Raw genomic sequence first — 13,869 nt, 5'->3', positions numbered from 1 at the left:
AAGAACTAAGAACAAGAACAATTATGGACTGTAAAAATCGAACCGGAGATGATGTATGACGCAATTTTATACAGACATGGGAATTAACATGGAGCGACCAAATAATAAGATATTTGTAAACTCTGCAAGAAGTTTCTTAATCCAAGAAACTGTAGCTCGTGGCATTGGAAAACTAACAAAAGATGGTGCCTTAGTTGTTGAGACAGGAAAGCATACGGGGCGTAGTGCCAATGACCGTTATATCGTCCGCGATGAAACAACAGAAAATACTATCTGGTGGGAAAATAACTTTAAATCAATGACGCCAGAAACTTTTGCAAAGCTAAAGTCACATGTGACTAATTATCTAAATAAAGATCGTGATCTATTCATTACGGAAAGAAGTGTAGGAGCTGATGAAGTACACAACCTTGGAGCAAGGCTTGTTACAACAAATCCAAATCATGCACTTTTCTCAACTCACCTATTCCGTGAGAAAGTAAGAGACTTTAACGAAAATGACTTCACAATTCTTCACGCGCCAGAACTTCTTCTTGATCCGGCAGATTTTGATCTAAGGTCGGAGACAGCAGTCGTTACTTGTCTAAAGTCTAAGATTACTATCATTGCAGGAACACTTTACGCAGGTGAAATCAAAAAGAGTATGTTTGCAGCAATGAACTATCTTCTACCAGAGTCGAATATTATGCCAACACACTCAGGAGCATCTCGCCTAGATAATGGTGAAGTTTCAATCTTCTTTGGTCTATCAGGAACGGGTAAAACTACTCTATCAACTGATACAGGAACATTTCTAATTGGTGACGATGAGCATGGTATTAGTGAAGCGGGAACTTTCAACTTTGAAGGTGGCTGTTATGCTAAGACATATAAGCTTTCCAAAGAGGGTGAACCTGAAATCTATGAAGCATCAAATCGTTTTGGTGCACTTCTAGAAAATGTTGTTCTAGATGAGAGCACAGGCCGAGTTGATTTCTACGATAAGTCACTATCTGAAAATGGACGTGCTTCTTATCCTTTAGAGTTTATTGATGAGTTAGAAAAGACATCTCGTGGAGATATTCCAAAGCATGTTTTCTTCTTATCAGCTGATGCCTTTGGAGTTCTTCCTCCAGTAGCAAAGCTTACTAAAGAACAAGCAATGTTCTACTTTGTCCTAGGTTACACAGCGAAACTTGCTGGTACTGAAATTGGAGTTAAAGAGCCAACAGCTACTTTCTCTTCATGTTTCGGTGCACCTTTCATGCTTCGCCACCCAAGCGAGTATGCGAAACTACTTGGTGAATATATCGACAAGTTAGGATTTAACGTTTGGATGGTAAACACTGGTTGGACTGGTGGTGCTTATGGAACAGGCCAGCGCTTCCCACTTAATATTACAAGACAAATTATTCGCAATATTCAAGCAAATAATCTTCAAAATGTTGAAACTGAACAAGACCCTATCTTTGGTCTAAATATTCCAAAAGTTGTAGGAGAAATTCCAAGCACAATTTTAAATCCACAAAAATCGTGGGAAGATCAGGATGCTTATACAGCTAAAGCACAAGAGCTTGCAGTTAGCTTTCACAAGCAAATGAGCACATTCGGTAATTTCTATGAGGAAAATATCACTGGTGCTCCAACATTTGGAAAATAATGAGTTACGAGTATTTAAAAGCATTACATTTAATTAGTATCGTTTGTTGGTTTGCTGGACTTTTCTATATTGTTCGTCTTTTTATTTATCATACAGAGGCGCAAGATAAGAGTGATAGCGAACGAACTATTTTAAGTGCTCAATTTAAGATTATGTCTCGCAGGCTATGGTATGGAATTACCTGGCCTGCGTGTATTGCCACTATTATCTTCGGGGCCTCTTTAGTTTATACAACTTATTGGCCAATGAAAGGTCACTACTGGCTTCACCTCAAACTAACTTTAGTTTTACTACTGTTAGTATATCAATTTAAGTGTCATAAGATTTTTAAGGCGCTTCAAAATGACAAATTTCCTCACTCTGCAAAATTCTTACGTGTTTGGAATGAAGTAGCGACGCTATTTCTTTTTGCTATTGTTTTCCTTGCAGTGATTAAAAGCTTAGAAGGAATCCTTTATGGAGTTGGTGGAATAATTGCCTTAGGAGTAGTTCTTATGGCCGCAATAAAATTTTATCGAAAAGTGAGAAAAGACTAATGAGCAAGATTGTTAAAGGTGGCCTATACCAGCACTACAAGGGCATGAATTATATCGTTCACGATATCGTACGCCACTCTGAAACTTTAGAAGAATTAGTTTACTACGAATGCCTTTATGAAAATGATCTTGGTAAGCTGTGGGTACGACCACTAGAAATGTTTATTGAGACAGTTGTTATCGATGGTATTGAAACACCTCGTTTTAAATATATCGGTGACCAAAAAGCAAACTCTCGATTATGAGACATATTAAACTTAAAAAGGTAAAGCATCTTTCATCTTGGCGTAAAGTGTCCATGAATACATGGAAAATGCCTGTTGATCCCTCGACATATGGACTCTTAAAATTTGATGCAACAAATTTTCAAGAATATACAAAAGAGAAAGGGATTACACCTACTCACCTATTCACAAAGATTATTGCGCAAGTTTTTCACGAAAACCCGCAGATAAACCGTATGATTAGAGGCTCAAATCTTTACCAAAGAGAGAGCGTCGATATCTTCTTACAAGTTTCAGTGGATCACAGTGGTCGTGACCTTTCAGGAACTGTTATCAGAGATGCCGATAGAAAGAGTGTTTTTGAGATAAAAAAAGAACTCATGGATAGTGCAAAGAATATAAGAAATGATAAGGATAAGTCTTTTAAGAAAGTGAAGAAAGTTGTCGCACTCATTCCAAACTTTCTGGCCAGACCAGCTCTTACTCTACTTGATATTGCTATGTATCGACTTAATTTCTATACCAGCCTCTTTAGTGTTAAGCGTGACCCATTTGGTTCATGCATGATTACGAGTGTAGGAAACTTTGGCGCTGAGTTTGCCTTTGCACCAATTCCAACAATCTCTCATGTCCCAGTTGTTCTAAGTCTATTTAAGATCAAGGAAGAGGCCATCGTTGAAAATGGAGAAATTATCGCAAGACCCACCCTAACAGTTGGGGCAACTCTGGATCATCGAATTATTGATGGAGTTTATGCGAGCAAGATCATTGCAGGAATAAAGAAGTACGCAAAAAGCCCACAACTACTTTAAATTACAGCTGTTTTCTTTTTAAACAGGTTAGTAGATCTTTCAAAATTCAATATATTTTCCTTAATTCGCTCTAGAATATGAGCATGTATAAAAAATTAATTCTCATATTTATCATGGCCACGAATGCCCTTGCGCTTCAGATTCCATTTTTAGATCGTGACTACGTTATTGATCAGTCAAGCGAAGACAGAGCAACATACAGCTATAAAAAAGATCAATATGGAAGACTCGAAAATACAAAATGGTTCGAGTTAACTTGGCACCTTTTACAAGATGACTACCAAACAAATTATAAAGCCTATATTAATGAATATAGAGGCACGACTTTTAATGAGGCCAAGATCAATTACTACTCTCAATTCAACTTTTCTAATGAGAAAAGACACCACCTTGTGGATGAATACCCACTTAAAGAGTGGGGGTTTTTAAATCATCCACCTATTAGGCAAAAGATCACTGACTTTTCTCTATTTTCTAAAGACTTCGATAAAATTGATTATAATGCAATAGAGCACCCTTATCTCACAACGAACTTTCAAGTCACAATGGATGAGGTATCCAAGTCTCAACTGAGTTTTGGAAATAAAGTAAGAGTTCTAGAAAACCATCACTCTTACCTGAAGAAACTAGAGTTAATTCGAGGTGCAAAATCTGAAGTCCTAATGTCTTCACTTAGCTTTGTTTGTGACAGCTCTGTAAAGGTACTTATTGATGAACTGATAAATGCGCACCAACGTGGCGTCAAAGTATATGTTATGGAAGACAAGATGATGTCAAAGGCGCTAGGTCATAATGAATGTCCTAAGAAACTAAAAAAGAAAGGTGTGCAAATCATAAGAGCGAATGATTTTTGGAAGCATGAAGGACGAACCGTTTATCACCATAAGAAGCTTGTTGTGGATGGCAAGACTGCAATCATTGGTGGTCAAAATCAATTAAATGCAGACAATTTATCTCGTGACACGGATTTTAAAAATAAAGATATCGATGTCATTATCCAAGGGCCACTTGTAACTGATATCGCCATCGGTTTCTTAAAAGATTGGCAATATTTTAAAAAGAAGAATTCTCGCAAAGCTATTGCCGATCTCGGTAAAGAACTTAAATTTTACCAAGCAAGACAGAAATGGGAAACCAAGAACGAATTAAGGGGCCAGGCCCAATACGACAGAGTATTAAATAACAAAGAAACGCGTATGAATGGAGTTTGTCGCTTTATTCAACAATCTCCATATGAATATCAAACCAATATTGGAGACGCCTACCTATTGGCCCTTAATCATATTGATAAATACTTAGGAATTATGGACCCAATTCGATCTGATACTTATTACAGGTCAGTCTTTAAAGAGGCACCACTCATTGAAAAATTTGATACTTTTAAAATGTTCAACAAGCTTCATCACAAATTAAAAGATCTTCAAGAAAGAGGAATCTCATTAGATTTCATTACAACAGGCACAGATATGACAGGTAATGAAATTATCGATATTAAAAATGAAGAAATTAAGGATCTCATTTTAAATGAAGATATTAGCGATAAATCGCTCCGTAAGAGAATAAAGAAAAAGCTTAAGAGCATAAAGAAGTGGAATGACTATTTTGGAGAGGCCCATTTTGAAAACTTAATCAATGACTATTCAGGATTTGAAAATACACGTGTATGGCTACACATTAGTTTTCTTCATTCAAAAGTTTTTTATTTTGATAGAATCCTATCAAGTATTGGTAGTTACAACTTTCAACACAATGCTACCGACCATTCATATGAAAACACCCTTTTTTGCTTAGACAAAGATCTTAATAGAGAGCTAGATGAAGTCTTTGTTAGAGATATGGCAAACTCGGTTCCACTAAAATTTAATAATTTAAAATAAATTCCGATGAGTAACCTAGAAAACTATTCTGAGGTGGTAATATGAGACTTAGTAATGTCTTAAAACTTTCATTAGTACTTATTTTTGCAGTCGCTATTCAAGCTTCAGAAATGAAGATAAAGCTTAGCAAAAGCTTCTTTCCTAAGAAAGAAATTACTATTGATGCCGACTCTCCTGATCGAATCGTCGTTGAATACGATCTTATGTACTATATTAGTGACGGCTGTGCAGTTGATGTTGTCACCGCTTACAAACTTGGCGGTTGCCCTCGTAAAAAGTACAAAACTCTAAGAAAAGAAAGTAAGTATGTTGTTGAACTTGAAAACTCAAGTGCGAGAAAGGGCAAAGGACCTCAAACCATTAGGCTTTCAGTAAAACAAGAAAAGAAAGACTCTTATGATATTGTGCCAGTCATCACGATCCTAGATGGTAACGAAGATCAGATTAAAATTGAAGATCCTTGGTTTAGTGCAACGAAAGTTACTTTAGAATCACGTGATCGTGTCATTAACCAGTCGCAGTCCAACCAGAAAGGTGGTGGACATAAAGGCCAACCAGGCCAAAAAAGCAATAATGTGAAATCTCACAACCAATAGAGATTTTAAACACTTAGAAAAGCACACATTTACTCAAGTATTTTCGCTATCTCTCCGATAAGAATAAAGTAATGAGAGAAAGGGAATTATCGTAATGACTTATTCAAAGAAAAAGATTTTAAAACTATGTGGACTCATAGCTCCACTACTCTTCTCAACACCTTTGCTTGCAAACGACGATAAGATCGTGGATCAAATAATTGAAGGTCATGAGTTCTATGAAGCGAGTATTCATGGTTCTAAAATTAATATTCTAGAGTCAGATGCCTACAAAAATGCGTTTACAGCACATTTAAAAGCAAGGCTTACAGAAGTTATTATGGAAAAGGCCGATCCTCTTTTACAAGAAGAAAAGATATTAGTAGATAAGATTGCCAAAGGAGATACATCCACAACTACTCGAGACTCTCTAAGAGATGTCCGTATAAAGTTAGATGTATATCGCGATAAAGAGGAAGTAAGAAAGCTCTACCATGCAGTCAAAGAAGAGGAAGTGAATAAAGAAAGTAATTACTGCTACGATAATTCACAAACGACTCTTAGGATTGTTTCAGCTGGCGAAATGACAGTTCGTTGTATTCAAAATGAAAGTGCTCGCAACATTGTAAAAGTGGCCCTATTAAACCCAATGGATCGCGGTGCCCTTGAAATCAAGACAACAGAGGCCGCAAGACCAGAACCAGTTGAGGAACAAGTTCCAGAAATTGAGAGAAGGTATTACTTCTGTTACGAAAGAACAAAGAATATCTTAGCAAAAGAGAGTAATTGTCGACCAAAGAGATTAAAACTTTCTAAGGAAGAACTTGAAAGAGTTGGACGTAGTAATTGCTATCCAATCGATCAAAGCTATAACTATGATCCTAAAGACGGCTTCACTCCAACCGCAAAGCTTTACGGAAAATGTCGTGATGAGATCTGTACAAATCAAAGCGAACAAATTGATTTTGGAAAATTTGAGTTGATCTCTTTTTCACAAAAAGACCCTAAGCAATGTATAAATGATAACTCAAAGTCTCGAGTGTGTGCTCAAACTTATAAGTGTAAGAATCAAACTTATCAAATCACGTGTGAGTTCAACGATGAGGAGACTATTGACGATAACCCATGTCACGTAAAAACAATTCTTAACTCAACTATTGAGAACAAGTGTAGTGTCATTGAACTTGGAACGGAGGTATAAGATGAAGTTTTTAATTTCTGTTCTATTTTCAATTACTTCAATTTTTAATACGTACGCATTTACGGTTCCGACTGTATACAACACAGGGAAATTAATTAATGTTACAAAGGAACACTATTTAATTCAAACGAAGTCGAAGAAATACATCAAGGTTAAACCGTTTTTAAAGAACCCAAAAATTGGTATTCAGGTAACCTACCCAATTTCAACAACAGATGTTGCTGTTTCTGATAATTATATTTATCAGCAAGCTTTAACGATGCTCCCACAAAGTGAATATACTTCAGATATTATCGAAGCTTATCTGAAAACTCTTGCCGAAGTATCGCGCAATGGACTTTATAAAGTTGAAAGTACAAATGGTGGAAGGTATTCGTTTAATTTTGTCATGGATATGCTAATCCCTACCGCCTGTGCAGAAGGACAAGACTGTAATAATATGTGCTACTTTGGTGGATGGGCATCCACAAGAAAAGGGAGCTATTGCCAAGCTCCTTGGAAGGTTTCTGGACTAGATAAAGTAAAGAGTGTCGACTCAGAAGTATATACGAATAGCTATAGCTGTGGTGGAAAGAACCTTTTCCGTTGTAACCCGAAAATTTTTGGAGCCTACGACTCTAGTCTAGATCCGGTACAATTTGTTGCAACAAGAAACTCAAAAAGAAATAGTGAAGCTGGTATTTGTATTAAGGTCTCACCTTCTTATGCTTATGCAACAGCTCAGTGTCTTGAGGCTTCTGCTAAAGTTCCTAACTTTAAAGAATCTTTAAAAGAGCGCTATAATAATAACAAAGAAACATTTGAAAAGATTATTGATAATGTGAATTGTTTTTGTGAATCAAAAAGTACACCTAAAAAGGCCTTTAGTTGTAACGCTCTTAAAGAGAGGCTTGCAACAATTTTTGAAAAACCAGAAATACCGGCAGCCCCAGTTGTTCAAGAGCCAGTTGAAGAAGAACCGGTCCCTCAGGTCGAAGAAAAAGAACCAGTGGCGATTCCGGAATCAATTCCACGAGAAGCAGATGGTGGCGACGAGGAGAAATTTGTTCCTGAGCAAGTTGAAATAGAGCAAGAAGAAGAACTTCTTCCAGATGACTTAATCTATTACAACTGTAACTTTGATACGAATGAGAAGTTATTTGAAGGAAAGAATGCCAATTGTTCAAATAAGGGAGTATGTCTTAAGAAACTAATTTGTGAAGCACACTCTGAAAAGCAAAAGAAGTTTGATATCAAGTCAAAACTTCTGGCCTACTGCCCTTGTGATGAGAACGATGCCACAGAATGTGCTAATGCCAAGGCGGATAAAGCAATTCGAACTGGCCCTTCTGATTCTTCGAAGTCGAGTTCAGCACAAGAACAATAATTACAACAACTCTAATAACTCATCGATTTTTGCATTAACTAGTTCAAGCTCATGGCCTGCGCTAGTTATTGCATCGGTGTCTCCGGCCGCTGAAGCATTCTGTATCTTTTCTTCTAATACAGACTGATACTTTTCTAAAGTCTCGATCTGCGCCATGATCTCTTCTTCTTTGTATTTATTTCCAGATACCTTAGCCTCTTCCTTCTTAACTGGTTCAACTTTTACAGGCGCAGGCTTATCTTTTACTGGTTTAGCATCTTCTTCCCAGCCAATTTTCTCAAGAAATTCGTCATACGTTCCTTCAAAAAACTCGGCGCCATCTTTTCTAAAGATCACAAGCTTATTAACACAAGACCTTAGAAGATCTTCATTGTGTGTAACAATGAGGCAGGCCCCTTCATAGTCGTTTATGGCCTCACCAAGAGACTCAATGCTCTCCATATCTAAGTGGTTTGTCGGCTCATCGAGGAAGAGTAAGTTCGTTTTTTTTGCCAGAATCTTTCCAAGCATAACTCTTGCCTTCTCACCACCTGACAGCACAGAGATTCTTTTATCAGAATCTTCACCAGTAAAGAGCATTGTCCCAGCAATGGCCTTTACTCTTGTAATAGGAAGTTCTGTATTTACCTCTTGAATCTCTTGAGCAATTGTATTTTCAGCGTGAAGGCGTTTCACATTAGTCTGACCAAAGTGACCAAGAGCAAGACTTGGGTGCTCCCAAATCTCTCCAGTCCCTTGTTTAAGTTCATGGGAGAGAACATTGAGGAGTGTCGACTTCCCCTTTCCATTTTTTCCTATAATCCCAATTCGATCCTCGCGGTCGACTTCAAAGCTTACACCTGAAAATAAGTCTTCATCATCATATCCAAAACTTAGATCATGAACTTTCATAATCTGTTTTCCCGGACAAGGAGTATGATTAAATGAGAAGTCTAAGTCAGCAATCTTTTCAAGTTGCTTCATATCCTGCATTTTTTCAATCGCCTTAAGTCGCGACTGAGCTTGTGATGCACCCCTAGCACTTACGCGGTACTTGTCCACGTAATCCATCATATGCTTTATTTTCTTTTCCTGATTCACACGAGTTTGTTCATAAATAATCTCATCTTGCTCAAGTTGTTCGTAGTACTTCTTAGTCGGCCCTTTTATTTTTCTAAGCTTTCCACGATGAACACCCATGGTATGAGTTGTCACCGAGTCCATAAAGGAGCGATCGTGAGTAATAATAATCACTTCACCTTGGAATGTTCTTAGAAATGAACGAAGCCACTGAAGTGAGACAATATCAAGATAATTTGTTGGCTCATCTAATAATAGGCAGTTTGGCTCAGTTAAAAGAGTTTTGACGAGATTAATTCGAATCTGATATCCACCAGAAAAACTTTGAGGGCTTTTTAAAAAATCTTCATCAGAAAAGCCTAGTCCAGTTAAGAGTTTTTCCGCACGATAAGTCTCATACTCAAATTCAGGCCCAAGTGCCGACATACATTCAGCAATTACAGTCTCATGTGTGAAGTGGATATGTTGATCTAAAGTACCGATTTTATAAGACTTTGGTATCTTCACCTGGCCACTATCATAGGACTCAACACCAGTAATAACCTTAAACAAAGTCGATTTACCAGTTCCGTTACGTCCGACTAGGCCTATTCTTTCACCCGTATTGAGGGAGAACGTCACTTCTTCAAAAAGCGTTCGGCCACCAAAAGATTTAGTTACATTTACAAGCTGAATCATATATATTGTGTAGCAAATAAATTCATTAATAGAAAGCAGATAAGACAGGCAAGAAAGGGGCACAATGAGTCAATTCGAGAAACTAAAAAACATCGCAGTAGTTGCGCACGTTGACCACGGTAAAACAACCATGGTTGATGAAATCCTAAAGCAATCAAATACTTTTGACGAACGCGCTGAAGTTGAAGAGAGAGTAATGGACTCTGGCGAGATCGAAAAAGAACGCGGGATTACAATTACAGCTAAAAACTGTTCTTTCTTTTACAAAGACACAAAGATTAACCTACTTGATACTCCAGGCCACGCGGACTTTGGTGGAGAAGTAGAAAGATCACTAATGATGGTTGATGGTGTACTACTTCTAGTAGACGCATCAGAAGGTCCTCTTCCGCAAACTCGTTTTGTACTTAGAAAAGCACTTTCACGTGGACTTAAGGTTGCCGTTATTATCAACAAAGTTGACCGTCCAGACCAAAGAATTGACGAAGTAAAAGGTGAATGTGAAGACCTACTTCTTGAAATTGCGACAGAACTTGAAGTTGAAGATTTCGATATTGATATCCCTTTCATCTACGCTTCAGCTAAAAATGGTTGGGCCGCAATGGAGCCAGGTGTAGTTAGAGATGACATGATTCCAGTACTAGACTTTATGGTATCTGATTACTTCCCTGAACCAGAAAGAGACGTTGAATCTCCACTACAACTTCTAGTATCGAACCTTACATACTCAAAATTCCTAGGACAGCAGTTTGTAGGTCGTATCCACAAAGGTACAATTGTTAAAAACCAACAATTCACTTGTATCGGTGATGGTAAAACTAAGAACTTTAAAGTTTCAAATATTCAAACTTACTCAGGTCTACAAACAGTAGAGGTTAATGAAGCCCATGCTGGTGAGATCGTAATTTGTGCAGGTATTGAAGAGGTTCATATTGGAGATACAATCACACCAACAACAGCTCAAAATCCTCTAGAGAGAATTGAAGTTGAGCCACCTACTGTTGCTGTAAACGTTTCCGTTTCAACATCTCCAATGAGTGGGCAAGAAGGTGAATACCTAACTTCTAGAAAGTTAGAAGAATTTTTACAAGATGCTTGTCGTTTAAACGTTGCTCTTCAGTACGAAGGTACTGACGATGCCAAAGTATATAAACTTAAAGGACGTGGTGAACTTCAAATCGCTATCGTATTCGAAGAACTAAGACGAAAAGGGTTTGAGCTTATGGTTTCAAGACCAGAAGTTCTTTTCCAAGAAATTGATGGTCAAAAGCATGAGCCATATGAACTAGCTGTTCTTGATGTTCCTGAAGATTTCACAGGAGTTGTTACAGAGAAGCTTTCAATCAGAAAAGGGATCATGTCTTCAATGATGCCAATTGGTGAAGGTCGTACAAGAGTTGAGTTTGAAATTCCATCACGTGGTCTAATTGGATACCGTGGTGCTTTCATGACTGACACTCGTGGTGAAGGAATCCTTTCAACAGAATTCCTAGGTTACCGTCCATATGCTGGTGACATGCTTGCTCGTCAAAATGGAGCAATCATCTCAGACAGAACAGGTAAAGTTACAGGTTATGCTCTATTTAACCTTCTAAACAACGGTGAATTCTTTGTTGAGCCAGGTGATATGGTTTACGAAGGAATGGTAGTAGGTGAAAGTAAAAAAGAAAACGACGCGAACGTTAACGTTTGTCGTGGTAAACAACTTACTTCTGTAAGAACTGCTGGGAAAGATGAAAACATTATCCTTCCTCCTGTTAGACCAAGAACTCTTGAGTGGGCACTAGACTGGATTGATAATGATGAGTGGGTTGAAGTAACTCCACAAAATATTCGCATCAGAAAGAAAGAGCTTGCTGCTAATAAACGTTCAGTAGTTAGAAAAGAAAAAAAGAGTAAAGATTAGGCAAAATTGTCGGCATTAAATATTTTTTAAGCTACGAATATAGGCCCCTAGAGAGAAACTAGGGGCTTTTTTTTATCAAGATTACAGCTCCTTAAGTACCTATAATTAAAGAAATTCTATAAATTATTCCACAAAGACGCGACGAGCATATATTTATCTTATTGACGATTATATGAAGCAACCTTTAAAATCAACATGTTATAGTTCAAAACTAAAGAATGAGAAGTTGAATCATGTCAAAATCTTTAAAGGCACATAAGCCACACGTAACAATCGTTGACGACGACAGCGATAATTTAGAGAACTACCAAGATCTTCTTGAGGATGATTTTGAACTGGAGTTAATTCAGAATCCTCTGGAGTTATTAAGTTTCTTAAACACTAATAAAACAGACATCATGGTACTGGATCTTCACATGCCAGAAGTGAATGGCTTCGAACTATTCAGCAAGGCCAGAGAACTAGCTCCACGCACTCCTGTTATCTTCTTAACGGGAGATCCTTCAGAGGAAGCTTGTGTAAAAGGACTTGAAATTGGTGCACAAGACTTTATTGTTAAGCCAGTTACTATCAATGAACTAGTTGCTCGTATTAAAAATAAAGTTGAAGCTAAGAAAAGTAAGCACCGTCGTAAAAAGAAGAATGAGATTAATTTTGAAGATCATAATTTTTCAATCAACCTTGATCAACAAAATGTCACTCTTGAAGGTAAAGAAATTAAACTCACGACAACTGAGTATAAGATCATTACACTACTTGCTTCTAACCCTAACAAAATCTTTTCAAGAGATCATATCTCTCAAGTTGTTTGGGCCGACAGTGATGTAAACTCACAAAATATTGATACTCACCTATCGAATCTAAGAAGAAAGATTAAACCTTTCTCAAACTACATCAAGACAATTAAGTCTCGCGGCGTCCTACTAAGACTGTAAAATTTCTTTTAATATAATCTCACTCGCATGCTCCCTATCTTGAGGGGTAGCATGTGATGGGATTTTTTTAATTTCTTCAAGTAAATCACAATTTCCAAATTCATCCTCAGTAATAACAACTGATCCCAAAAGACGATTTGCTTCCATTGCATTATGATATTGTTCATTTTTTTGAGCAATCTTTAGTGGAATATAAAGGCTTGGTTTTCCAATCGCAATTAACTCCGCGACTGTTCCAGCACCAGAGCGAGAAATAATATATTTTGCGGCCTTCATAAGATCTGGCATCTCGTCCCCAAGGAAAGCAACTGGATAATAGCGACTACTTTCAAGAGAGCTATATTCATCAATATACTGGCTTCCCACTTGATGGATAACCACAAATTCCTTTGTTAACGAGTCTAAATTCTCCTTAATTTTATCATTTAAAAGCTTTGAACCATTTCCTCCTCCAGTGATAAATAAAATAGGTGCTTCAGAATCTTTTAATTCAATGCCTTTGAAGGTACGAGTCTTCAACTGAGTCGTCTTAAATTCATCCCGTACAGGATAACCAGAATAGCGAACAATTTTTTGAGGAAAGTATTTTAATGAATCTTTAAAACTTACAAATACACGGTGAGCAAATAGTGAAGCAATCTTATTTGCGAGCCCCACGCGAGAAGTCTGTTCATGAACAATAATTTTGTAGCCTAAGAGTTTTCCCGCAACAACAGTTGGAACACTAACGAAGCCACCCATTGATACTATTGTATTTGCTCTCATTCGAATATGGGCAAGATAGTAAAAGCATTGGATTAGCCCAATCATTAAGCGAAAAATATCTGTCACGTTTTGCCAGTCTAAATATCTTCTAAGTTTGCCCGTTGAAACACCAATATAGCGATTAACCTTACCTTGAGTTAGTTTAGACTCAATTCCATAATAAGAGCCGATATAGTAAATTCTTACTCCATCCTGCTTTAATTTTTCAATTAAAGTAAGAGCAGGAACGACGTGTCCTCCACTTCCACCACCAGTAAATATGACTGCTTTTTCTTTTTTCTTATTTCTCATAGAGA

At 37.3% G+C, this 13,869-nt stretch carries 12 protein-coding genes; 10 read left to right on the top strand and 2 right to left on the bottom strand.

The window, feature by feature from the left end; all coding sequences use genetic code 11:
* Window positions 1-55 precede the first annotated feature (55 nt).
* The 8 genes from ABMA76_RS09645 to ABMA76_RS09610 all read left to right on the top strand — a co-directional run bounded on the left by ABMA76_RS09645 (window position 56) and on the right by ABMA76_RS09610 (window position 8,230).
* Window positions 56-1,639 (top strand): phosphoenolpyruvate carboxykinase (ATP), encoded by a 1,584-nt coding sequence (locus ABMA76_RS09645; RefSeq protein ID WP_392910054.1) that lies wholly within the window; start codon window positions 56-58, stop codon window positions 1,637-1,639.
* A complete protein-coding gene (locus ABMA76_RS09640) occupies window positions 1,639-2,175 on the top strand; it encodes a CopD family protein (protein WP_392910052.1) in 537 nt (178 codons plus the stop codon). Before ABMA76_RS09645 ends, ABMA76_RS09640 begins: the two co-directional genes overlap by 1 nt.
* Window positions 2,175-2,420 carry a DUF1653 domain-containing protein gene (locus tag ABMA76_RS09635; protein ID WP_392910051.1) on the top strand — a complete coding sequence of 82 codons (246 nt, stop codon included), beginning with the start codon at window positions 2,175-2,177 and terminating at the stop codon, window positions 2,418-2,420. Before ABMA76_RS09640 ends, ABMA76_RS09635 begins: the two co-directional genes overlap by 1 nt.
* Window positions 2,417-3,211, top strand: coding sequence for a 2-oxo acid dehydrogenase subunit E2 (locus ABMA76_RS09630; protein WP_392910049.1), 795 nt, complete (start codon window positions 2,417-2,419; stop codon window positions 3,209-3,211). Before ABMA76_RS09635 ends, ABMA76_RS09630 begins: the two co-directional genes overlap by 4 nt.
* Window positions 3,212-3,294: 83 nt before the next feature.
* Window positions 3,295-5,088, top strand: a complete 1,794-nt coding sequence (locus ABMA76_RS09625; protein WP_392910047.1) for a phosphatidylserine/phosphatidylglycerophosphate/cardiolipin synthase family protein — start codon at window positions 3,295-3,297, stop codon at window positions 5,086-5,088.
* Window positions 5,089-5,129: 41 nt separating this feature from the next.
* Window positions 5,130-5,684: a hypothetical protein gene (locus ABMA76_RS09620; RefSeq protein WP_392910045.1), complete on the top strand. Its 555-nt coding sequence runs from the start codon at window positions 5,130-5,132 to the stop codon at window positions 5,682-5,684.
* Between the two features lie 94 nt (window positions 5,685-5,778).
* A complete protein-coding gene (locus ABMA76_RS09615; protein ID WP_392910043.1) occupies window positions 5,779-6,864 on the top strand; it encodes a hypothetical protein in 1,086 nt (361 codons plus the stop codon).
* A gap of 1 nt (window position 6,865) precedes the next feature.
* Complete coding sequence (locus tag ABMA76_RS09610; protein ID WP_392910041.1) at window positions 6,866-8,230, top strand: hypothetical protein; 1,365 nt, start codon at window positions 6,866-6,868, stop codon at window positions 8,228-8,230.
* On the opposite strand, the gene ABMA76_RS09605 is transcribed toward ABMA76_RS09610, so the two are convergent.
* Window positions 8,231-9,967 carry an ABC-F family ATP-binding cassette domain-containing protein gene (locus tag ABMA76_RS09605; RefSeq protein WP_392910039.1) on the bottom strand — a complete coding sequence of 579 codons (1,737 nt, stop codon included), beginning with the start codon at window positions 9,965-9,967 and terminating at the stop codon, window positions 8,231-8,233.
* A gap of 64 nt (window positions 9,968-10,031) precedes the next feature.
* On the opposite strand from ABMA76_RS09605, the gene typA reads away from it, so the two are divergent.
* Window positions 10,032-11,873 carry a translational GTPase TypA gene (gene typA, locus ABMA76_RS09600; RefSeq protein WP_392910037.1) on the top strand — a complete coding sequence of 614 codons (1,842 nt, stop codon included), beginning with the start codon at window positions 10,032-10,034 and terminating at the stop codon, window positions 11,871-11,873.
* 233 nt (window positions 11,874-12,106) lie between these two features.
* The gene (locus ABMA76_RS09595; protein ID WP_392910035.1) at window positions 12,107-12,808 is read left to right on the top strand and encodes a response regulator transcription factor; all 702 of its coding nucleotides are present in this window, start codon (window positions 12,107-12,109) and stop codon (window positions 12,806-12,808) included.
* Here the strand turns inward: ABMA76_RS09595 and ABMA76_RS09590 are convergent.
* Window positions 12,797-13,864 carry a glycosyltransferase gene (locus tag ABMA76_RS09590; RefSeq protein ID WP_393061463.1) on the bottom strand — a complete coding sequence of 356 codons (1,068 nt, stop codon included), beginning with the start codon at window positions 13,862-13,864 and terminating at the stop codon, window positions 12,797-12,799. The two genes, ABMA76_RS09595 and ABMA76_RS09590, sit on opposite strands and share 12 nt — an antisense overlap.
* Between the last annotated feature and the right edge of the window lie 5 nt (window positions 13,865-13,869).

This window comes from Halobacteriovorax sp. ZH5_bin.2, from assembly GCF_043196375.1.
In the GTDB taxonomy this organism is placed as follows: domain Bacteria; phylum Bdellovibrionota; class Bacteriovoracia; order Bacteriovoracales; family Bacteriovoracaceae; genus Halobacteriovorax_A.
Note: the sequence above shows the minus strand (reverse complement) of the source record. Positions and strands in the feature narration are given on the sequence as shown.